Origin of the sequence: Ascidiaceihabitans sp., from assembly GCF_039986515.1 — a bacterium.
Classification (GTDB): domain Bacteria; phylum Pseudomonadota; class Alphaproteobacteria; order Rhodobacterales; family Rhodobacteraceae; genus Ascidiaceihabitans.
Genome location: NZ_JBDWQO010000012.1, coordinates 49,695 through 72,094, shown reverse-complemented (window position 1 = coordinate 72,094; position 22,400 = coordinate 49,695). Strand labels below are relative to the sequence as shown.

20 protein-coding genes are annotated in these 22,400 nt (G+C 54.5%); 2 read left to right on the top strand and 18 right to left on the bottom strand.

Annotated elements, in window-relative coordinates:
• The first annotated feature begins 1 nt into the window (after window position 1).
• Window positions 2-850 (top strand): LytTR family transcriptional regulator DNA-binding domain-containing protein, encoded by an 849-nt coding sequence (locus tag ABJL60_RS11380; RefSeq protein WP_348375470.1) that lies wholly within the window; start codon window positions 2-4, stop codon window positions 848-850.
• A gap of 10 nt (window positions 851-860) precedes the next feature.
• On the opposite strand, the gene pdeM is transcribed toward ABJL60_RS11380, so the two are convergent.
• The 16 genes from pdeM to ABJL60_RS11300 form a co-directional block, all read right to left on the bottom strand.
• Window positions 861-1,523: a ligase-associated DNA damage response endonuclease PdeM gene (gene pdeM, locus ABJL60_RS11375; protein ID WP_348375468.1), complete on the bottom strand. Its 663-nt coding sequence runs from the start codon at window positions 1,521-1,523 to the stop codon at window positions 861-863.
• Between the two features lie 45 nt (window positions 1,524-1,568).
• Window positions 1,569-3,986: a ligase-associated DNA damage response DEXH box helicase gene (locus ABJL60_RS11370; RefSeq protein WP_348375466.1), complete on the bottom strand. Its 2,418-nt coding sequence runs from the start codon at window positions 3,984-3,986 to the stop codon at window positions 1,569-1,571.
• A gap of 69 nt (window positions 3,987-4,055) precedes the next feature.
• Window positions 4,056-4,844, bottom strand: a complete 789-nt coding sequence (locus ABJL60_RS11365) for an NAD(P)-binding domain-containing protein (protein ID WP_348375464.1) — start codon at window positions 4,842-4,844, stop codon at window positions 4,056-4,058.
• Window positions 4,841-6,151 (bottom strand): ATPase, encoded by a 1,311-nt coding sequence (locus ABJL60_RS11360; RefSeq protein WP_348289479.1) that lies wholly within the window; start codon window positions 6,149-6,151, stop codon window positions 4,841-4,843. Before ABJL60_RS11360 ends, ABJL60_RS11365 begins: the two co-directional genes overlap by 4 nt.
• A 124-nt stretch (window positions 6,152-6,275) precedes the next feature.
• Window positions 6,276-6,779, bottom strand: coding sequence for a prepilin peptidase (locus tag ABJL60_RS11355; protein ID WP_348375462.1), 504 nt, complete (start codon window positions 6,777-6,779; stop codon window positions 6,276-6,278).
• On the bottom strand, window positions 6,780-7,637 hold the full coding sequence (locus tag ABJL60_RS11350) for a tetratricopeptide repeat protein (RefSeq protein ID WP_348289475.1): 858 nt from the start codon (window positions 7,635-7,637) through the stop codon (window positions 6,780-6,782).
• A 28-nt stretch (window positions 7,638-7,665) separates the two neighbouring features.
• On the bottom strand, window positions 7,666-8,160 hold the full coding sequence (locus ABJL60_RS11345; protein WP_348375589.1) for a tetratricopeptide repeat protein: 495 nt from the start codon (window positions 8,158-8,160) through the stop codon (window positions 7,666-7,668).
• A gap of 76 nt (window positions 8,161-8,236) precedes the next feature.
• Window positions 8,237-9,232, bottom strand: a complete 996-nt coding sequence (locus ABJL60_RS11340; protein ID WP_348289471.1) for a type II secretion system F family protein — start codon at window positions 9,230-9,232, stop codon at window positions 8,237-8,239.
• Between the two features lie 19 nt (window positions 9,233-9,251).
• Window positions 9,252-10,214 carry a type II secretion system F family protein gene (locus ABJL60_RS11335; protein ID WP_348289470.1) on the bottom strand — a complete coding sequence of 321 codons (963 nt, stop codon included), beginning with the start codon at window positions 10,212-10,214 and terminating at the stop codon, window positions 9,252-9,254.
• A gap of 46 nt (window positions 10,215-10,260) precedes the next feature.
• The gene (locus ABJL60_RS11330; RefSeq protein WP_348375460.1) at window positions 10,261-11,721 is read right to left on the bottom strand and encodes a CpaF family protein; all 1,461 of its coding nucleotides are present in this window, start codon (window positions 11,719-11,721) and stop codon (window positions 10,261-10,263) included.
• 20 nt (window positions 11,722-11,741) lie between these two features.
• Window positions 11,742-12,977, bottom strand: a complete 1,236-nt coding sequence (locus ABJL60_RS11325; protein ID WP_348375458.1) for an AAA family ATPase — start codon at window positions 12,975-12,977, stop codon at window positions 11,742-11,744.
• Between the two features lie 216 nt (window positions 12,978-13,193).
• Window positions 13,194-13,907, bottom strand: a complete 714-nt coding sequence (locus tag ABJL60_RS11320; RefSeq protein ID WP_348289466.1) for an OmpA family protein — start codon at window positions 13,905-13,907, stop codon at window positions 13,194-13,196.
• Window positions 13,894-15,333: a type II and III secretion system protein family protein gene (locus tag ABJL60_RS11315; RefSeq protein ID WP_348289464.1), complete on the bottom strand. Its 1,440-nt coding sequence runs from the start codon at window positions 15,331-15,333 to the stop codon at window positions 13,894-13,896. Before ABJL60_RS11315 ends, ABJL60_RS11320 begins: the two co-directional genes overlap by 14 nt.
• Window positions 15,334-15,524: 191 nt before the next feature.
• A complete protein-coding gene (gene cpaB / locus ABJL60_RS11310; RefSeq protein WP_348289462.1) occupies window positions 15,525-16,382 on the bottom strand; it encodes a Flp pilus assembly protein CpaB in 858 nt (285 codons plus the stop codon).
• Between the two features lie 247 nt (window positions 16,383-16,629).
• Entirely contained in the window at window positions 16,630-16,806 is a 177-nt protein-coding gene (locus ABJL60_RS11305; RefSeq protein WP_348289460.1) for a hypothetical protein, read from the bottom strand.
• 102 nt (window positions 16,807-16,908) lie between these two features.
• The gene (locus ABJL60_RS11300; RefSeq protein WP_108827745.1) at window positions 16,909-17,091 is read right to left on the bottom strand and encodes a hypothetical protein; all 183 of its coding nucleotides are present in this window, start codon (window positions 17,089-17,091) and stop codon (window positions 16,909-16,911) included.
• A gap of 362 nt (window positions 17,092-17,453) precedes the next feature.
• Between ABJL60_RS11300 and ABJL60_RS11295 the strand changes: the two genes are divergently transcribed.
• On the top strand, window positions 17,454-18,269 hold the full coding sequence (locus ABJL60_RS11295) for a lytic transglycosylase domain-containing protein (RefSeq protein WP_348375456.1): 816 nt from the start codon (window positions 17,454-17,456) through the stop codon (window positions 18,267-18,269).
• 17 nt (window positions 18,270-18,286) lie between these two features.
• Here ABJL60_RS11295 and ABJL60_RS11290 read toward each other — a convergent pair whose 3' ends face one another.
• Both ABJL60_RS11290 and topA read right to left on the bottom strand, forming a co-directional pair.
• Window positions 18,287-19,327, bottom strand: a complete 1,041-nt coding sequence (locus ABJL60_RS11290) for a PAS domain-containing protein (RefSeq protein ID WP_348375454.1) — start codon at window positions 19,325-19,327, stop codon at window positions 18,287-18,289.
• A gap of 396 nt (window positions 19,328-19,723) precedes the next feature.
• A complete protein-coding gene (gene topA, locus ABJL60_RS11285; RefSeq protein WP_348375452.1) occupies window positions 19,724-22,366 on the bottom strand; it encodes a type I DNA topoisomerase in 2,643 nt (880 codons plus the stop codon).
• Window positions 22,367-22,400: the final 34 nt, after the last annotated feature.

The following is a 22,400-nucleotide window of genomic DNA, read 5'->3' as shown; positions in this document are numbered from 1 at the left end:
GATGCGCTTTAGCATCAACTTTATCCGACCAACCGACGGATCTTTGCTTTTGACATTCGACCCTTACCAGACCTCTGCCACAGGCGGATCGTCATTCACTCAAAAAATAGCGCGGGTGCTGCCGCAATGCATGGCCTGCGTTTTTATTGCCATTGCTGCTGCGGTCGTTTTAACCGTGGCCGGACCATTTGGCACACTTGGTATGGCCAATTTCTGGACAAGCGTTGCAAATTGGCTTGGTTTGCTTGCGACCAGCCTTGTCATCGCGCTGATGAGCAAGCGCATCATTTCAATTTTGTTGGGAACGCAATCCGCTTTGGTGCGTGAGTTTGTCGTGGTTGTGATGACAACGTGTGTGTTCACACCCGTTTTGCACCTTTGGTTGATAACGCTGTTTTCGCCCGCCGAAGATGCTGTTCCAAGCATGGGTTATCTCTTTTTGTTGGTGTTTTTGATTTGCCTTAGCCTAAGTGTGTTGATGATGACGGTGTCTTTGTCATTGCAAGGCCGGGCAACGCCAGAAACCCCTGAAGTACAACCAAGACTATCCAAGCGTTTGCCAGACGCATTTTCCGGCAGGATTCTGCGACTGACTGCACAAGGGCACAGTGTCATGATCCAAACCACTGAGGGCACATTTGATGTCCGGATGCGCCTGGCGGACGCCATTGACGAGATGACGGATGTTCATGGATTTAGCACCCACAGGTCGCATTGGGTTGTGGCGGATGCTGTTGCGGATGCGGTATGCGATACGTCGGGCAAGCCCCATTTGCGCATGGTCGATGGGGCGCTGGTTCCAGTGTCACGCAGCTATGTTGCGGCGCTGGAAGACGAAGGTGTGATCTAGGCTCAGGGCCCTAGCGCGGCATCGGCACGCGATGGGGCACCGGCCCTGTCATGATGGCCGTTGCATCTGATGCCATAAGCGCTGTGATCACAGGATCGGTTGTACGCAATCCGCCTGTGTAAGTGCCATAGGCCGGCATAATCAGGCGCAGGCTGTCCATCAAAAACGCGGCCCTCGAGATCACGCGACCTCGCAACGCCACTTGCACTTTGGGGTGATAGTGCCCCGAAATTTCGTCACGTTCGTCAGGGTTCGCAATGTGCCGGAATGTGATGCCTGCCAATGTGTAGCTGTCCATATGCGTGCCCCCCAGATCAATGGGGCCGGGATCGTGGTTGCCTTCGATCCAGATCCATTTGCGCCCGGCTTGAAGCTTTGTAATCCAAAGGCGGTTGTCTTCGGACAAAGCGCCTGCTGCGGCCAGGTCATCGAAGCTGTCCCCAAGGCACACAACTGTCCGTGGGGCTGTCCGATCCAGATCCTGTGACAACCGCAGCAGGGTATCGCGTGTGTCGTAGGGCGGGACTTGGACGCCCGTGCGTCGCGCCATACGGTCGGATTTTCCCAGATGCAGGTCAGAAACACACAAAAGACTTTGGTCCGCCCACCACAAAGCACCGGACCCTAACGCCGTCAATCGGGCTTGATTAAGTTGTGCTGCACATCCGTTCATGTTTTGTTTCTTAGTGCCCAACCCATTAAACCGCCAGCGATTTATTCAGCTTGTGATGGGGGGCAATCCGGCCGTTGCCATAAGACGCGCGGCTTCTTCGGCCAAGAGCTTTTCCTCTGCCATACCTTTTACGGGCACGCGCCCAACTTCTAGAAAAAGCGGGGCCGCCAACGGGGTGACGCGCTTATGTGCGATCAGATCAATCCGCCCGCCCACACGTGCCACCATATCTTCGATGCGATTAAAATCGATCAGGCCTTTCATGGCCTCTTCGCGGGTGATGTGCATCATGACGTGATCGGGGTCATATTTATGCAATGTGTCGTAAAGTATGTCGGATGAAAACGTGGCCTGTCGCCCTGATTTTTTCTGTTGCGGGGTGTTGCGCTGGATCAGCCCTGCGATGGTGGCAGAGGCCCGAAAAGTGCGCTTCATCACAGCATTGCCAGCCAACCATGTATCCAAGCCATCGCGCAAAGCGTCAATGTCGAACAAGGGGGCGGGGTCGGTGACGGGATCAAGCCCCCAAATCAGGATGGCGTAATCTGTCGCCAAAAACCCAAGCGGGTTCAGCCCCAATTCCTCCATCCGTTTTGTCAAAAGCAAGCCCAGCGTTTGCATGGCGTTGCGTCCAGCAAACCCGTAGACGGCTGTGTGTGCGCGACCATCGTGGGGGAAGCTTTCGATCAACAAACGTCCGGGTTCAGGCAGGCGGGACACCTTGCGTTGCAACGCCAACCATTCAGCGGTGTGGCCGGGCAGATCGGGCCAGGTGTCTTGCTGGAATTTGTGTAGTATCCGTTCGCTCAATTGTGTGGACGTGGCAAACTTGGTGCCCATGAACGTGGCAATCTTGGGCTTTTTGCCTTTGTCCCGGCTGACTTCGACCGTCATTTCGCGCAGCCCTTCATACCGCACGATCTGACCGCCAATCAAAAACGTGTCGCCGGGGGTTAGGGTGGCTGCAAAGCCTTCTTCAATTTCGCCCAATGGCTTGCCGCCACGTGCACGTTTCATGCGCACTTTCAAAGTGTCGGTGTCTTGAATTGTGCCAATATTCATACGGATATTCTGCGTGGCACGCGGATCGCGCAGCTGCCATGTCCCATCCGGGCGCTGCAAAAGGCGTTTCCATTGGTCGTAGGCGCGCAGCGCGTAACCGCCTGTAGCGCAAAAATCGAGGCAATCGTCAAAGTCAGCCCGGGACAGTGCACTGTAGGCGCCCACGCTTTTGATTTCGGCAAACAGCGTGTCTGCATCAAAGGGACCGGCGCAGGCGGTGATCAGGATATGTTGACACAGAACGTCACGCGGCCCCGGGCTGCGCGGTTCACCGTCCAATTGCCCTTCGCGCACCGCGTCTAGTGCTGCCACACACTCCACAACCTCAAAGCGGTTGGCAGGCACCAAAAGGGCTTTGGATGGGGCGTTGTAGCGGTGGTTTGCACGACCAATGCGCTGCACCAGACGTTTGACGTTTTTGGGGGCGCCAATCTGGATGACCAGATCCACATCCCCCCAGTCGATGCCCAGGTCCAGCGATCCGGTGCACACGATGGCCCGCAAATCGCCTCGTACCATGGCCTGTTCGACTTTTTCGCGCTGCACCTTGTCCAAAGACCCGTGGTGGATGCCAATGGGCAAAGCGTCCTCGTTGGCAAGCCATATGTTGTGAAAATACAGCTCTGCCTGTGCGCGGGTGTTGTGAAAGATAAGCGTTGTTTTGTGTTTTTTGATTTCTTCCAACACCGCGGGAATTGCGTATTTCCCACCAGAGCCAGACCAAGGGGGGGCTTCGTCGGTGGTCAGCATCTGGATGTCGGGGGCAGGACCGGGATCTGCCAGCAGAATGTCACAGGGGTCGGGATGGCGGGCCAGCACATGGGCGATGGCTGCTGGGTCTTCCACCGTAGCAGACAGGCCTACGCGCTTCATGTCCGGGCACAGGGTTTGCAACCGCGCCAGTGCCAGAAACAACTGGTCGCCGCGCTTACTTTCGGCCAGCGCGTGGATTTCGTCGACAATGACGCGTTTGAGACCGCGAAACATGCGCGGTGCATCGTCAAAGCTTGTCAAAAGAGCCAAGGATTCAGGTGTCGTGAGCAGGATGTGGGGCGGGTCCGCCCGCTGCCGCCTTTTGCGACTGGCGGGGGTGTCTCCGGTACGATCCTCTACGCGGATATCCAGACCCATCTCTTCTATGGGCGTTGACAGGTTACGTTTGATATCTGCGGCCAGCGCTTTTAGCGGAGAGATATACAGCGTGTGGATACCATCATGTGGTGACGTTGCCAAATCGGCCAATGTTGGCAAAAAGCCCGCCAAAGTTTTGCCCCCGCCCGTCGGCGCAATAAGCAGCAGCGCGGGATCCGCCGCGCGGTCCAGCATGGCCTGTTGGTGGGGGTGTACTGCCCAGCCTTTGGTGGCAAACCAGTCATGAAAGCGCTGTGGAAGTTGAACCATAGCGCATAGTTAACGCAGCTTGCGCCCATGGCCAGAGGTGGATTTCGGGAATTTTGATTTAGAAGGCGGTCAGTTGCGCGGTTTGAGGGTGCGAATGGTATCTTGTACTTGTCGGGGCAGGCGCGTGTCGGCGCTTTGTGGTGCCCCATCCAAAGCGGATGCGACGTCTTTAACCAATATGCCGATGGTGTTGTCGTCTTGCAGCCCGTCGCGTGCGAATTCGATGTCGTTGAACCCGCTTGCGAACCAGTTTTGTCCCGAAGACGTATGTATCAAACGCAACAGCTTGCCTTCATCCAGCCCCGCTTGATCCGCCCAATCCAGAACCAACCGTGTCATGGCGGTGTTTGAGGCCGCCAGCAAATTGTTGAGCACCTTGGCCTGCATGCCTGCGCCAAAGTCACCCATATGATGCATATGTTTGCCCATGGCCAAAAACAGGGGCTGCGCCGTTTCTATGTCGTCTTTGCTGCCCCCCAACATAAAACTGAGGCTGGCGCGTTCGGCAGCAACTTGTGCGCCAGACATAGGCGCATCAATCAAGGTTATATGGCTTGGAACGCGGTCGCGCAGGTTCCGCACATAGCGGGGCGACAGGGTCGAACTGATGATGATACGCGTCAGCTTCGGGGCTGTTGTGACAAAGTTCTGCGATCCAAAAAGCACTTCATCGGTTTGCGGTTGATCGCGTACCACGGTGATCAGAGTTTCAAGGTCTTGGGCAAAGCGTGCAGCATCTTGCGTCACCCAGGCAGACCCGACATCGGCAACATCAAACCCTTTCGCACGCACGCCCATGTTGCGCAGGCTGTCCAGCATGGGACGGCCCATGCGCCCGCATCCTGCGACACCGATCATTTCACAATCGTTTCATCTTTGACAAACATGTTTGCCCAAGCACGGTCGATCAACTCTGGTGTCATTTGGTACGGCATGCCTTCAAACTCGCATATTGAGATCATCTGATCGATCAGAAAGATTGGCTGATAGTTCGCATAGACGTTGTCAATAGTGGGATATTTCACTTTGAGCAAATGGACCAATGCCTTTTCGTTCAGCGGCATATTGCGTTTGCGTGCGACCATCGCAAAGATTTTGAGGAAGTTTTCCTGATTTGGCCCGTCAATTTTGATCTTGAAGAAAATCCGGCGCAAAGCCGCTTGGTCAAAGATTTCATTGGGGTGGAAGTTGGTCGAAAAGATCACCAGCGTGTCGAAGGGCACTTCGAATTTTTCACCTGATTGCAGGGCAAGGATGTCTTTGCTTTCTTCTAAAGGCACAATCCAGCGGTTGACCAAGGCTTGGGGCGGTTCGGCTTGGCGGCCAAGGTCATCCACGATGAAGATGCCACCGGTGGATTTCAATTGCAGCGGGGCCTGATAGGTTTTGGCTGTCGGATTGTAGACCAGATCCAACATGTTCAACGACAGCTCACCCCCGGTGATCACTGTGGGCCGTTCGCATTTCACGTAACGTGTGTCGAACTTGCCGGATGTTTTCCGCAAGACATTGGGATCGTCAACTTCGTCGGCCACAGCATTGTGCACGATAGGGTCGTAAACGGTGATCACCTGACCCGCGTATTCAATGGCGTGGGGCACATAAACCATATCCCCAAGCGCGTCACGGATGCCGTTGGAAATACTGGATTTGCCATTGCCGGGGGGGCCATACATCAAAATGGAGCGCCCTGCCGAGACAGCAGGCCCAAGATTGCCAATCAACGCATCAGGCAGAACCAGATGCCCCATAGCGTTGGTCAATTGGGCGCGCGTGACCATCAGGTTACGAATGGACTGGCGTTTGACCTGTTCGCGGTACACATCCAAAGGCACCGGCATCGCCCCGAAGTATTCCGATTGCGCCAAAGCGTCCAAAGCACGGGCCTTGCCGGCGTCTGTCAGCTGATAGCCCATTTCATTGCCGTTGTTGGCGTTTAATGTACCTGTGGCCTCAAGCAAACGCTGTTCACGGGCCATATCGATCAGCTCTTGCGTCACTGGGATCGGCAAGCGAAGCGCCTTTGCCAGATCAGATACCATATCAACATTTTTACGGAAGATCGTTTTCAAAAGGATGTCGCGCATCATAACGATGGGCAGCTTCATCTCTTCGATGCGTTTCGGGGCAGGGGGGGCCATTACGGCGCTGGTCTGCATGTTCATCTGATAGGGCCTCGGGCGATTTTGGGTCACCTTTCAACCTGAACGATTAATGCGCCCAGATTGTGACCGGGTGCGGGAATTAGCAGGGCAATTGCCGATGGAACGGTGCCGGATTTTGGGGCATTTACGCGCCCCAGATTGCGCCCATGATCAGGTAAATCGCCAATGTGCAGCCCAAGGCCAGACCCATTGGGAATTTCTTGCCAAGGGCGTCATCCCAGCTTTGCCAATGGGGGGCTATGTTGCGCAATCGTGTATGTTTGGCCAACCGGTGTGTCGCCCAGGCTGCCAGAAGATTGGCGGCGGCGATTGCCATAACCAGACGCAAGTCGCCCACAAAAATGAAAGGGGATGCGGCCGCTATGAACTTGGAATCTCCGGCCCCCATGGCGCCAACTGCGTTTAGTAACACGCAGATCACAAACACAACCACCATATAAACAAGGTGCCACGCGTAGACATCAAAGGGCAATGCAACCAGTCCCACGACCACAAAAACCAAAGCCAGTGCGATCACCGTTTGGTTTGTGATCCGCATTTCGCGCATGTCTGTGAAGGCTGTGTACAGGCACAATGGCAGCACGAATGGCAAAAACCACATCGCGGCAGAGGCAGGAATATACAGCATTTAACCGTTAGAATTGTCGAGTGCGTTCAGCGCACGCACAGCGGCTTCAAAGTGCTGCGGATGGGTTTCAATGGCGTCACGCAACAGGGTCTTGCCCGTTTCGACGTCGCCTTGTTTCACCGCTGACAAAGCCATGGTGTGCAACAACTGGGCGCGTTCCGTTTGGTCCATAGGAACAACAGGCAGAGCATAGTTGCGCTGGGCTGCGCGGGCCAACACAAGGTTGTTCTTGGCCGTGAACAGCGACGGATCCTGACGGATGGCATCGCCAAACAAGCGTTCGGCCGCCTTGTAGTCACCGCGTGTCAATTTGGAGTAGCCCCAGTTGTTCATGATACCGGCAGGGCGGGTCGTTAGGCCCACGGCGGTTTCATAAAAGCTGTCGGACTTGGTCCATTCCTTGTTGCTGTCGGCCACCATCGCTTCCAGACGGTAGCGTTTGAAGGTCTCAAAGGTCGGGGGCACGGTATCAAGGATTTTTTCGGCCTTGGCCCAGTCACCGGACCGGATCAGCGCGTCGGCGTAATCGACGGTGTCGGATTGTGTGGCGCCTTCCATCTTGATGACTTTGGTGTAGGCCGCGGCCGCTTCGGTATAGCGTTTCGCGCGCACCAGACTGACGGCCAAACCGCGTTGGAATTCCAAACGGTCGGGGTCTTCGCCAACGGAGCGTGTGAAATACGCGACGGCCTCGTTGGGATCGGCCACAGTCAACATGACATCGGTCAGATTGGTTTCATCCACCACATTGACGTCCTGAAACGCGCGTTCGACGGTGTCTTCGGCGTTCTTTTGGGCGCACGCGGACAGGAATACTGCCCCTGCCAAAACGGTAGGTACAACGAAAGAATGGCGCATTTTTGCGTCCTTTACTGCTCTGCCTCGGTTATGGCGTCGGGCGGATCAGATAATCACTGGACCCGCGTCGCACCAATTTATAGTTATCGTTTTGTCCAGCAGTATTAACAGTATTTTCCGATTTTGCGAGTGCTAAGCGCAGATTATCGCGGATTAGTGCACTTTCGCCATTGTCTAGGGCAAAGGCTTTGCGAAAGATTTGCTGCGCTTCGGCGGTTTTGCCGCGTTCCATCAACACAACGCCAAGATTGTTATAGATTTCCGGCCATGCGTCATCTTGGGCTGTGGCGCGCCTCAGAAGGGTTTCGGCTTGACCCAAACGGCCCAGTTCAAGGTTTGCCGTGCCAAGGCCGGACAGGATTTCTGCGTCCAGTCCATTTGCCAACGCTGCACGGTTAAAGGCACGAATGGCCAATTCATATTCGCCTGCAGCAATCAACCGGTGTCCGACTTCTACACCGTCAACGGCTTGTTTGGATCTGTCGACGCCCGGCGCATAAGGCCCGCTGTCAGACGTAGAAATGCCGCCCGTTCCGCAGGCGGCAAGTCCAAAAAGAAGGGCTCCGGCACAGATGCGCCGAAGCTTTGTTAAAATGCGGTCAATTGCCACCAGCACTTAAGCTCCCCATTTTCGTAATCCCCATCACCGATGGACCGACAAGGATGATCAGCAACGGCGGTACGGTTAACATCATTGTGGCAAGTGTCATTTTGGTTGGCAACTTATTTGCGGCTTCTTCCGCACGCATAACGCGTTTGTCACGCATTTCCCCCGCATAAACGCGCAAAGCGTCAGCGATAGAGGTACCAAAGCTGGTGGATTGCACCAAAACAGTCACAAAGCTGGCCACGTCCTGCACGCCGCAGCGTTCGCCCATGTCGTTCAGAACAGTGGCTTTGTCTTTACCGGCTTTCATCTCATAGGCAATCACGTCGAATTCGTCGGCCAAAGCCGGAAACGAGGCCCGCAATTCACGGGCGACGCGCACAATTGATTGCTCAAGTGACTGGCCGGCTTCGACGCAGACCAGCATCATGTCCAAGCTGTCGGGAAAGCCTTGAGTGATCTGTTCTTTGCGTTCTTCGACACGGCGCGTTACCCAATATTGGGGCAGGTAATAGCCAATGCCGCCCGGACCGACCGTATACATGATCATTTTCTGGGTCGAAACTTCGGCCCCGTCCACGTTCATGTAGAAGGTGTAATAGAACACGCCAAGACCAAGGCCAAGCAATCCCAAAAGCATCTGGGCCGCGTGGAACATGCGCACCGCATCTTTGGACTGGTAGCCCGCCTGGCGCAGTTGCAGTTGTTTGGCGCTCAGTTCGGCCACGTCTTTGGGTTCAAGAAAGCTGGCAAACCGGTCCAACTGTTCGTTGTGCCCGCCTTGACGCAGTCTTTCGCGATGTACAGAACCACCGTTTCGGTTGGCAGCGTCGCGCTTAAGCTTGTTCAGCGGGTCCTCGGGCTGACGCAGCATAATGATCACGGTCAAAACAACCATCACCGTGCCCAAAGCACCCACCAGGATCATCGGGCCAAGCGGGCCTAAAACGTTTTGAATGGCAGTGTTTACAGAGTTGAAGAATTCCATGCAGCAGGGCTCCCTTTCATTATACTTTGATGTTGGTGAGGACACGCATCACCACAAGGTTGACGGCCAGAAACAGGCCCACCGCGATACAAGCGGGGATGAAATACGCATGTTCGCGCACTTCGTCGTAGTAATGCGGATCGGCAATGTTGATGACGATCAAGGCCACAATCGGGAAGGCAGACAGGAACTTGCCTGACCATTTTGCTTCCGCAGTGATCGCTTTCACACGGCGGAACAGGCGGAAGCGGGCGCGGATCACCGATGCAAGGCCAGCCAGAATTTCGGCGAGGTTACCACCGGATTGGGATTGGATTGTCACGGCCACGGCCAAAAAGCGCATGTCTTGCATGTCCAGACGTTCTGCCATGTCTTTAAGGGCTTCGCCCATATCGCGACCATAGGCAGCTTCATCCGCGATGACGCCAAATTCGGATGCCAACGGATCTTGGACTTCCTTGGACACGATCTGGATGGCAGAGGAAAACGGGTGTCCCACTTTCAACGACCGCACCATCAGTTCCACAGCGTCGGGCAGCTGTTCTTCGATCATCGCCAACCGTTTGCTGGCCTTTGAGCTGATCCAGAAATATACCGCCCCGATACCGATGCCGACAGACAACAGCAGACGCAAAGGAACCTCGGTTTCGGTCCCAATCGACAATCCAATGAACGCGACAAAGGCCAAACCGCCCATCACCATCATCAATTGCTGTGGTGTAAAGGCGATGGCACCTTTTTGGGCCTTGTCCGCCAGAAGCGAATACAAGGGAATAGATTTCGCGCTCATGTGCTGGCGCATTTCCTTGCGCAGCTGGTCCAGCACTTCTTCGCGCTTTCCGCCTTTGTTCAGCATTTCAAGACGGCGGTTCACACGGCTGTTCAGGCTGATCGATTTGCCAAAAGCGACCAGATAAAGCCCCTCGACCAACACCAATACGCCGATGAAGATGAGACCGTAAATAATGGGTTCCGCGCTCATAGTTTCATTTCCTCAATATTAACTGGGATGGTGGGACACATATCGTTTACTCGGCTGCGATGGGTTCGTAGATGGCGGAGGGCAGATCGTAGCCCCACATGCGGAAGCGTTCCGCATAGTGGCTGCGCACGCCAGTCGCAGTGAAGTGACCGATGATTTTATTGTCAGGGGTCAGGCCCACGCGCTGGTAGCGAAAGATTTCCTGCATCGAGATCACATCGCCTTCCATCCCGGTGATTTCGGTGATGGATGTCATGCGGCGAGAGCCGTCTTGCAAACGCGATGCCTGCACAATCAGGTTCACAGCGCTAGAGATCTGGGACCGAACGGCTTTCAAAGGCATCTCAATGCCCGCCATTGCGATCATGTTCTCCAAACGGCTGACGCCATCACGGGCAGAGTTGGCGTGAATGGTGGTCATCGAGCCGTCGTGGCCGGTGTTCATCGCCTGCAACATGTCGATCACTTCTTCGCCACGCGTTTCACCGACGATGATCCGGTCAGGTCGCATCCGAAGGGCGTTTTTCAGACAGTCACGCGGAGATACTTCGCCTTTGCCTTCCACGTTGGGGGGGCGGCTTTCCATCCGTCCCACGTGGGTCTGTTGAAGCTGAAGTTCGGCGGTGTCTTCGATGGTTAGGATGCGTTCGGCGTTGTCGATGAACGACGACAATGCGTTCAGGGTCGTTGTTTTACCCGAACCCGTACCGCCGGAGACGATGACATTCAGACGTGTGGCGACTGCGGCTTGCAAATATGCAGCCATTTCTTCTGTGAATGCGCCGAAATTAACTAAATCGTCGATGCCCAGCTTGTCTTTTTTGAACTTCCGGATGGAAACCAGGCTGCCGTCTACGGCGACAGGGGGGACCATCGCGTTGAAACGTGACCCGTCTTTCAGCCGCGCATCCACATAGGGGTTGGATTCATCGACGCGACGACCCACAGCAGACACGATTTTATCAATGATTCGAAGCAGATGCTTTTCGTCTTTAAACGTGACATCGGTCAATTCCAGTTTGCCAGAGCGTTCCACAAAGATCTGTTGTGGGCCGTTGACCAGAATATCGTTGACGGATTCGTCTTGCAGCAAGGTTTCCAAGGGGCCAAGGCCCGTAACCTCATCATAAAGTTCCTGGTTCAGCGTCTGACGGTCTTCGCGGTTCAGCACAATGTTGTTGTCTTGCAGAAATTCGCTGGCAATGGCCTGAATTTCCGACCGCAGATCGCTTTCCGTGGCGTTTTCCAAAGCTGCAAGGTTCAAGTTGTCCAGCAAAGCGCGGTGCAGTTCCAGCTTCAGCTCGCCCATGCGTTCCTTGCGTTTGCGTTCCTTGTCCATGGGGACCGGGGCTGCCGCCGCTTTGTTGGACGCTTTGCGCGATACCGATGCAGGGGCCGCTGCCGTTGGCAGTTCGGTGACTTTTGCCTGAGGTTCAGGGGCCGCAGCCTGTGGTGTGGCAGCGGCGGTGGGTGCGGCCTTGGATGGCTTTTTGTATTTGGAAAACATTGCTTTACCCTTAGGTTCGATCAGGCAGCGTTGGCTTGATCGTCTTTAATTTCATGAAGCGATGCGGCCAGTTTGGCAATTTCGCGGCGCAAGGGGTTTTTAGGTGCAGATGTCGCCAAGGGCAGACCGTGGTCGGCGCCTTGTGTGATGGGCTTGCCACCGTCCGGCAGCTGCACGTCTATGGAAATGTCCAGGCTTTCGGCCATGCGTTTGATGCGGCTTTTGCCGCTTAGATCCGTGAATTTTGGCGCACGGTTCATGACATAGCGCAGCTTTTCAACGGGTAATTCTTCGGACTGCAGCGCACGCTTGAAACGCATCGTGTTTTGCGCAGACCGCATGTCCAGCTCAAGTGTCGCGAAATAGACATGGGCGGCGGTCAGAACTGTTTCGGACCAATGCACCAGAGTGGATGGCATGTCGATCACGACAAAATCAAAATGGTTGCGGGCCATGTCCAACACGCGTTGGATGTCCTCGGGGCTGATAAGATCCAAAGGCAGCATGTCACCGGGGGCTGTCAGCACCTGAAGCTTGTCTTCAAAGGTCAACAATGCCTGGCTGAACATGTCGGAATCCATGCTGTCTGTGTCTGACAGCATTTCGTAGACAACATCGCGGCGGGCCAAATCCAGGAACGTGGATATGGCGCCGAACTGCAAATCGAAGTCCAAAAGGCACACACTTGGCGCATTGTCGGATGCAACATTTGCCAATTCCCACCCGAGGTTAACGGCCAAAGTTGTTGCGCCAGTTCCACCTGCCAAGCCGTGACATACGATGACGGCACCTTGTTTGTTGGCACCGCTTTTCAACTGCGGACCCGTTGGTTCAGATACAACCGGCACATCCGCTGTGCGCACGCGATCAATCGCCTGTTGCAATTCCCCTTCCGGCAACGGGTAGGGGACAAATTCATCAGCACCCTTACGCAGCAACGAATGCAGCGACGCAGGTGTCATATCCTCAGCGATCAAAATGACTTTGATGTCGCGTTTCTTGGCTTGAACGATAATTTCGCCCATCAAAACAAGGTTGTCTTCGTCGATGTCGTCCATGGCAAGGGCCACAAATTCCATTGCACTTGCTTCAGGTTGCCCGAAGAAGGCCAAAGCCTCTGCGAAACCAAGGTCACCCCAGGATTCTCCCATGGCGGTTTCCATGTCTTCAATCAACAGATCAAAGTTCTGCACATCACGACTGATGGTGCAGGCCACGATGGGCGCGGTCTCGGGTTGTGGCATCACACTGCTCATTGCCAAATCGTCCTTTTCTCAGGGGCTTGGCGGATGAGTCTTATCTAAGGCTTTAACCTCTTCTTAACCCATTCGCGGAAGCCCATGCCCAGCCATTTTAGCCAGACACACGTGTCCTATTGGATCAACTATCGCTGTGAAGTGGGGCGAGATTGGGGCCAAAAAACTTCTATTGTTGGGTCTTTTGATACGGTAAGGGGGAAATCCCCCTTACTGTTATTCTTCTGTACGCAAGTCAGAACCCTGAATGCCATCCAATTGGGACGGTGGCACGGCACTGTTGATATAGTCGCGGTACACGATCTGTGCGTATTTGCCGTCCAGAACATTCTGGTGACCGCGCACAAATCCGGTGACTTCAGTCACGGTGCGGCGGTTGCGGCGTTCGCGGCCCTGGGTCACGATCAAAGGTTGGGTTTCCCCAAAGGATGCAACCGCTTCAAGACGTTTGCGGCTGATGCCTTGGGTCGTCAGGTAATGGACAACTGCGTTTGCGCGTTGTTGGCCCAAGCGTTTGTTGTAGCTGCTGCTGCCCACGGCATCTGCGTGGCCATAAACCCGGAACCGGATTTCGGGGAATTGTTTGATCCAACGGGCCTGTTCGCGCAGGGTGTCGCGGGCACCACCGTCTAACTGTGCAGAATTAAACGCAAAATTGACTGTGGTGAGAACCTCAGAGGAAAACCGATTTGCCAGATCAAAGGTGTATTGGCGTTCGCCTGTCAACACGAGTGTGTTGTTCAAGGTGGCGTTGCCGAATTCGCCTGTGTCGGTCAAAGCGCCCGCTTCCCGGTAGAACTGCGTGTAAACTGGATCACTGCTGGTGCCACAGGCGGCCAACGTACCCAAAAGGGCAGACATTCCGGCGATTTGGCCAACAATATGTCGTGTGTTTCGCATGTGGGCTCGCATGATATTAATCCAGTACATAGCCATATGACCCGGAGAAGTCCTGTTTGGCAACCTCGCCAGCGGCCCCTTTCTTGGGGGTGCGGGTGCCCGCAGCTGTGCGGCCGTACAAAAACAGATCTTTTTCGGTGGGTGGTTTGATCCGGTCGGTGGGCAAAGACAAAGCTTCTCCACGTGTGGGCGACACCAAATGCGCTGTGATGATGATTACCAGTTCCGTCTGCTGCCGTTGGTAGCTGGCGGAGCGGAACAAAGCGCCCAAGACCGGCACATCGCCAAGCCATGGCAGTTGCGAATTGTCGTCGGTGAAGTCGTCTTGCAGCAAACCTGCAATCGCAAAGCTTTCGCCGTCGCGCATCTCGACCGTGGTCGAGGTTTCGCGGCGCGAAAAGGCGTCGATTTCAAAGCCGTTGACCGAAAACCCGTTTGTGGGGTCGATAGCTGACACCGCGGCTTCCAGTTCCAAATTGATCAAGTCTTTGTCGACGACGCGGGGAATAAAGTTCAATTCAATCCCGAAAGGTTTGAATTCAACTGTGATGGCGCCGTTGTCTTGGCTGACAGGGACGGGGTATTCACCACCGGCCAGAAATTTGGCTTCTTGCCCTGACAACGCCACCAGATTTGGTTCTGCCAAGGTGCGCACAACACCTTTGGTTTCCAGGGCCTCAAGCAGCAGACCCACTTGCGTGTTGCCTGCGCTGAACCCGAACAGCAATGCGCCTGCGTTTTCGTTCACCGATGGAACACTGCCACCCAGCGCGGTGCCGACACCGCCCGAGGAATTCAATGTGCCTGATCCGCCGTTGACGCCCACGCTATTGCCCAGAACAGATCCGTTCAAAGCCAAGGAAGACGACAAGGACTTTGACACAGAGCGCTGCATTTCGGCAAAACGGACTTTCAACATGACCTGTTGAATGCCTCCGACGCTCATAAGGTTGGAAACGCGGTCCGGCGCGTAGCGTTCGGCCAAATCAAGCGCGCGTTGCAAACGGGCAGAGCTGGACACGATGCCAGACAAAACGATCCCATCGTTTGCTGTGCGCACCTCAATTTTTTCGCCGGGCAGAATTTGACGCAGGCGTTCTTTGAATTCGGATACATCGGCTGCGACACGCACATCGACGTTGGTGATCAGCTTGCCGGCTGCATCCAAAAGGGTCAGCGTGGTCAGGCCAGGCGCTTTGCCCAAAACATAAATTGTACGATCCGACAGGGACGAAATATCCGCGATACCGGGGTTTGCGATGCTCAGTTCCGCGAAAGGGACGTCGCTTTCGACCACAACAGCGCGGTTCATCGGCACATCCAGCGTCCGCGAGGTGCCTTGTTTAACCACACGCAAGTTGTTGGCCGCCGCATCCGTGGCGAACATCATCGCAACAGGCGATGCACTTACAGCCAGCCCCAGAAGGGCTGCTTTTAGAAATCTGTCAATTTTCATGTGACCTGCCTTTTGTGATCACGCCTCAATATTGGGTCTTTTTGCCCACGTTTGGATCACCATGCGTCAATTCAGTTTTTTTTGCAAGAATCAATGGGTTGATGGTGTTTGTGTATGTGGATAAAGGGCAACAGCCCCAAAAGACAAAAGGCGCTGCGGGGATGCAGCGCCTTTCAACCGGTTGATATTGCTTAGTTTGTGCAAGGGATCGGGATTTCCAGAACCTCTGCGCCACGGCGGGTGCGGATGGTGCAGACTTCTTCCTTTTTGGCTTGGACCTTGACGGTTTCTGTCGCCAAACCCAACAAAGACTGTTGGTTTACTTCGATCTCGCCCGCAACGGTGTCGTCGTCAGCGCCGACCAAAGACAGGGACAACGATCCTGTCGATTGGGCCTGTGCCAATGCGGCGACCTGATTGGGGCGCAAGGCGACAGTTACCGTGCGTGCAATGACAGCTCCCTCCAAATCGCCTGTGGCGCTTTGGTCAATGGCGATCAATTTGATGCCCGGTTCGATCAGTTTTGTGATTTCAGAGCGGTCACGGCCACCATCGGTGACAACCTGACCTGTCCAGTAGACGTCGACCCGGTCACCGGGGCGCAAGAAGCCGGACACGCCAGATGCCACGTCAACACGCAAAGCAAAGGCACGCATACCGCGTTCCAACCTTGACGTCAGGCCAGCTTCTTCGCCCGGAAGTGTAACTTTGATGGCCATCACGGCCTCGTCTTTTTCCATGGCGCGCAAAACAACGCGTTTTTCGTCTTTGCCTTCTGGAAACAGTGTGCCGTCGTCCAGGAATGTGCCTTCGGGGATGGCATTTTCGGGCCAAGCCACCATCCGGACATCTTCCGTGGTGATCTCTTCACCGTATTTGAGTGCGCGATCTGCGACATACACGTCTACGGTGGGAACAATCTTTGCACGGGCTGCGCGTTCGCGCGCCAGCTCGTTCTGGTATGCTCCGATATAGTTTTTGGCCATGTAAACAGCCCCACCTGCGAGTGCGACACCCACCAGAAGAACAAGCCCAAATACCATACGCATTTTATCACCTCATATAACTGTCAGGGCGTTTGGTGCCCTCGGTTTTTTTTTGTCCCTTTTATCAATGCCACGCAATTGTGGTTGAAATAGGGTAGGGCCGTGACGGTTGTGCGACGTCTCTTGTGTCCGCAGTTGATACGCAAACACGTGCAACACTGGGGCCTAACAGCCAAAAGATAGGGGGCCAAACGGCCAAAAAGCGCCAACGAACGAACGTGGCGCAATCAAAGCATTTTGTGTGGAGGCCTTAAGGTTTCCATTCGGCCAGAAACGCCACGATCTGAGCGGCAAGAGCCAGAACAGCGTCTATTAAAAACCCGGTCAGGAGCAGGCCGCCACCGGCAATCACAGCAGTCAAAACGAGCCAGTCAACGGTGATGGCACCGTCCTCGTCTTTCAAAAATGATTTAAAAAATTTTAACATTTTTTGACCCTCGCCGGTTCAAATACTTTTGTGTGGTGAGAAGCAAAAGGCCGCATCCAGCATCCTGGATGCGGCCTCGCACTCGTTCAAATTGGGCTAACCTTACAGGTTAGGGTCTTGCTTGCCCAAGAATGTGTCTGTGTCTGCTGTCAGCTCAGACGCGCCGCCTTCGATGGAAGAGTAAGCTGCAACGGCCAGGCCAACAACGGCGGCTGTCAAAACAACCCAGTCAACTGTTACGGCGCCGTTTTCGTCTTTACGGAAGTTTTTGATAAATTTCATCATGGTAGTGTCCCTCCAAAGGATCAGTGTGTTTTTTTCAGTTTCAACCTTGTCGTCCGTAGCGGCTCGTTCTCTCATTTGAACCTGTCCGACTTGGTATGAACATGTTTTGCACTTTGAATGGGGCATGAATTTGGCGGCAAATATGGCTTTTGCATTTTCTACCGAGGGACTTGGTGATTTTCTTGTAACTTGCTGATAAGTAATGGGAAAAATAATGAATTAAATTCCATTAATCGATTTACAGCTCGTTAACACCTTCAAATGTGGCGGTTTCGCCATGATCTTGTCCCGATTGGCTGGTTTTTGGGCCGATTTTCTGAGATACTTTGTCTAGAAATATAAAAAATCGGTGTCGAGCAGGCATGAAAAACTCAAAAATTGCCATTTCAGCGTTGGCCTTGGCCTGTGTTGCGTCGTTTTGCGTGGCGGATACCCCGAAACCCTTTCCCGAATTCTCTGCAAAACGTGTAAAACCACCAAAATCGGGTGCAAAGCGGATAACGATTCAAATCGATCCCGCGGCTCAAGCCCCCAAGGCCCCTGCAGCATCGGCGACGGTCACACCGTCTGGTGCGGTTTCTGTACCCACAGGGTCTTATGCATGGTTCTGGGACAAAGTATCACCAGATGCCGCAAAAACCGGCCCGGGGCGTCTGGACGTTGCAATGCGCACTTTGGCTGCAAATGGCACGGTGCCCAGTCCACGGTTGCAGCAGATGCAGACCATCGCGCAGGCGCGCGGCGTTGATATTTTGAAATCCACCATAGACACAGACGTGTCGCCTGCTTTGGTTCTTGCTGTCATGACGGTTGAATCAGCGGGTGACCCAGACGCCGAAAGCGGGGCAGGGGCGCAGGGTTTGATGCAATTGATGCCGGACACGGCCGCGCGGTTCGGGGTCACGGACAGCTTTCAACCCGGCGCCAATATTCTGGGTGGTGTAAAATACCTGAACTGGTTGATGCAGGAATTCGAACGGGACCCTATTCTTGTGCTTGCGGGATATAATGCGGGCGAAGGCAATGTACGCAAACACGGTGGTGTTCCGCCATTTGCGGAAACCCGCGATTACGTTCCCAAAGTGCTTGCAGCCTTTCAGGTGGCGCGGGGCTTGTGTTTGACGCCACCGGAACTGGTTACGGATGGATGCGTCTTTGCAGCACTAAACGCCAAGTAATCGGCAGCCATCAGATATTAGGACAGGCATTGATCCGACATGTCGCCACCTGCTGGCACATCTATCGTAACAAAGCTGCCCGCCGCGCCGCGTCCCAAATGCAAGGTGCCTTCCAAGCCTTCGATCAGACCGTTTACGATGCGACCACCAACATTCGCAGGATCTGGCCATGCCATGTCGGTGGGAATGCCAACACCATCATCAGAGATCGTCAGTCGCACCCCGCCACCCGACAGGCTGGACATGCGCACTTCGATCATACCTTGATCCAGGCGCTCAAATGCGTGTTGAAAGGCATTGGTCAGCAGCTCGGACACCACAAGACCCACCCGTGCTGCGGTTTCAATCGGCAGAACAAGAGATTCCAGCTGCATGTTCATGCGCACACCTGGCCGCCCTTGAACATGGGCGATGGCGACGATGAGGCGCGACAAAAAGTTTCCAAGCTGAATGCCATCACGGTTGGAATTGGCATCGGCCAGCTTCATTTCACCATACAGTACTTGCAACGTCTCAACACGGCGTGACAGGGCCGCGAAATCTTCAGGAACAGAGCTGTCTTGGGAGGATTGTTGCCGGATCATGTTGATGATCATCGACAGATCGGACCGAACGCGGTTCTGGATTTCCACCAGCCGATCGTCGGTTTCGTTGGCTGAGGACGACACGTCTTGTGGGCTTAGTTCTTTCTGGATGCCCATAAAAAACTGCACGCGTCCCTGTGCATCATGGATGGGGGCCACAACCAATCGGTTCGTAAAAGGTTCGCCGTTTGAGCGGTAATTGAGGATATCAACAGAAACGCTTGTGTTTGTTTCGATGCATTGTCGCAATTGGTCCACGTCGCTTTTGCGGGTGTTTTCACCCTGCAGAAAACGACAGTTCTGACCGATTATTGCGCTGCGCTTGTATCCGGTCATGGCGGTAAACGCCTGATTTACATACACAATCGGGTTATCATCTAGGTTGGGATTCGTGATGATCATAGCCACTTGCGCACCCGCAAAACTATGAAACAGCTCATCTTCGGTAAAGTGGGTTTCAATGGTGTCATGCATAGCGGTGTTTTCCCCGTGTCATTAAACCATGGAACGCGCGCAAGAAAAACGGATGGGCACAGCAAGCAACCTCAGCGCTAAACGCTTTGATTTCTAAAGCCTTGGATGCAAACCCATAGCCCGTTCTCATACTGTTTCCTTGGCTTCCATTACGCATTGGCTGATGCGTATAGTTCGTGATGTTTCTTTTGGGGGTAGGGCTGGCCACAACTTCCCCGGGTATTCTAACCAGCTAATATATGTATGCCGTTGCACACGAATTCTGTCAATTTACATGTCCAGAATTGTGTCACCTGGTTGAGAAACGAGGGGAAAAGGCCGTTTTTCTGCTAAAAACGGCGGATTTTCGCACATGGGCGCATGCGTTATAGTGCAAGCGCCCATGGCAGGATCAGATCAATCCTTTTTCGCGGCTGGCTTCTTTTTGGCGGCGGGCTTTTTCTTGGCAGCTGGCTTTTTGGCTGTGGTTTTCTTGGCGGCCGCTGCTTTTGTTGGCTTTTTCGCCGCTGTTTTCCGGCGTCCGGTGCCTTTTTTGGCAGCCTTTTCATCCAAAAGTTGCACAGCTTGATCCATGCTTAGGTCTTCGGGTTCGATTTCCTTGGGGATCGTGGCGTTGATCTTTTCCCACTTCACATAAGGCCCGTATTTACCGCTCATGATGGCGACGTTGCCGCCCTGATCGGGGTGTTCGCCCATTTCGCGGATCGGTTTTGCGGCCACGCCGCGCCCACCACGGGATGCTACTTTTTCGGCCAAAAGCTGGACGGCGCGGTTCATACCAACTGTCCAGACTTCGTCTATGCCTTCCAAGTTGGCGTTTGTGCCACCGCGTTCCGATGTGCTGGCAGCGTGTTTCAGATAGGGACCATAACGTCCGATATTGGCCCAAACCATCACGCCGTCTTCCGGATGCGGTCCGATTTCGCGGGGCAGTGACAGCAACATCAGCGCTTGGCTTAGGTCCACATCGGCAGGCGGCCAATCTTTTGGGATCGACTGACGGGGCGGTTTCTTATTGTCGTCCGTGACTTCGCCGCGCTGTACATAAGGCCCGAAGCGTCCTTTGAAAGCATAAATCTTGTCGCCGTCGTCGTCGCCCAGATGTTTGCCTTCAGGCGGGATGCCACCGGTGTCTTCAGCGCCGGGAGGGCCGAAGGCGCGGGTATATCGGCATTCCGGATAGTTGGAACAGCCAATGAAAGCACCGCCAGAGCGGGCGGTGCGCATGCTGAGGCGGCCTTTTTCACAGTTGGGGCACAAACGCGGATCGCCGCCCTCTTCGGTGACAGGAAACAAATGCGGTTCAAGCACTTCGTTGATCTTTTCGAGCACTTCGGTGATGCGCAATTCGCTGGTTTCGGCGATGGCCGCAGAAAAATCGCGCCAGAATGAGCCTAAAACGTCTTTGTAATTGCGATCGCCCGCGCTGACGTCATCCAGTTCTTCTTCCAACGACGCGGTAAAGTCATATCCCACATAGCGACGGAAGTAGTTTTCGAGGAAGGCAATCACCAAACGGCCTTTGTCCTCGGGGATCAGGCGGTTCTTTTCTTTGCGCACATAATCGCGGTCCTGAATCGTCGTCACAACGCTGGCGTAGGTCGATGGGCGACCGATGCCCAGTTCTTCCATCCGCTTGACCAGCGTCGCTTCGGTGTAGCGAGGCGGAGGCTGGGTAAAGTGTTGTTCCGGTGTGATCGACTTTTTATCGGCTTTGTCGTTCTGGTTAAGTTGCGGCAGGCGTTTGTCGTCGTCATCGACCACAACGTCATCACGGCCTTCCTCATAGACTTTCAGAAAACCGTCAAACAGCATAACCTGGCCTGTGGCACGCAGGCCGACTTGGCCGTCAGCGCTGCCGATTTCGACTGTGGTGCGTTCCAGACGGGCCGATTCCATCTGGCATGCCAATGTTCGCTTCCAGATCAGGTCATATAGTTTGCGCTGGTCTGCATCCATGATCTTCAAAGACGCCGCATCATTGGTCATATCCGTCGGGCGGATACATTCGTGGGCTTCTTGCGCGTTCTTGGCTTTGTTTTTGTACATGCGCGGCTGGGCAGGCACGTATTCACCGCCAAAGCGGTCCTTGATTGCGTCACGGGCCATCGTGACGGCCTCGGGGGCCATGTCGATGCCATCGGTCCGCATGTAGGTGATGTGGCCCGCTTCATACAGACGTTGGGCGCTGCTCATGCATTGGCGCGCGCCCATGCCGAACTTGCGGCTGGCTTCTTGTTGCAATGTCGATGTCATGAACGGGGCAGACGGGTTGCGCGTCGCGGGTTTGGCTTCGACGGATTGAATGGTCAGATCGCGGCTGGTGATTGCAGCTTCGGCCATTTCGGCCTGTTGCTGGTTTTCGATGTCGTATTTGTCCAGCTTTTTACCGGCAAGCGTCGTCAGGCGGGCTTCGTATTCTTGACCCGTGGGGGACGACAAGATCGCTTTGACCGACCAGTATTCACGGTTACGGAATGCCTCGATCTCCATTTCGCGTTCTGTGATGATGCGCAGGCACACCGATTGAACGCGGCCAGCGGACCGGCTGCCGGGCAGTTTGCGCCACAGAACGGGCGACAGCTTGAACCCCACAAGATAGTCAAGTGCACGACGGGCCAGATAGGCCTCAACCAAAGGCATGTCCACTTCGCGCGGATTTTGCATGGCTTCGGTGACAGCGGCCTTGGTGATTGCGTTGAACACCACGCGGCTGACAGGTGTGTCCTTCTTGATGGATTTGCGCTTTGTCAGCGCCTCTTGCAGGTGCCAGCTGATGGCTTCGCCTTCGCGGTCAGGGTCAGTTGCAAGGATCAGTTCGTTGTCGTCTTTCAGCGCATCGGCAATTGCTTTGACGTGTTTTTTGCTGTCGCTGCCGATCTCCCAAAGCATGTCGAATTCATTGTCTGTGTCGACAGATCCGTCTTTCGGGGGCAGGTCGCGCACATGCCCGTAAGAGGCTAAAACAGTATAGTTGTCACCCAAATACTTGTTGATTGTCTTGGCTTTAGCTGGCGATTCAACAACAACAACTGGCATGTATTAAGGCACCTTTTAGGCTAGATTTCAGGGC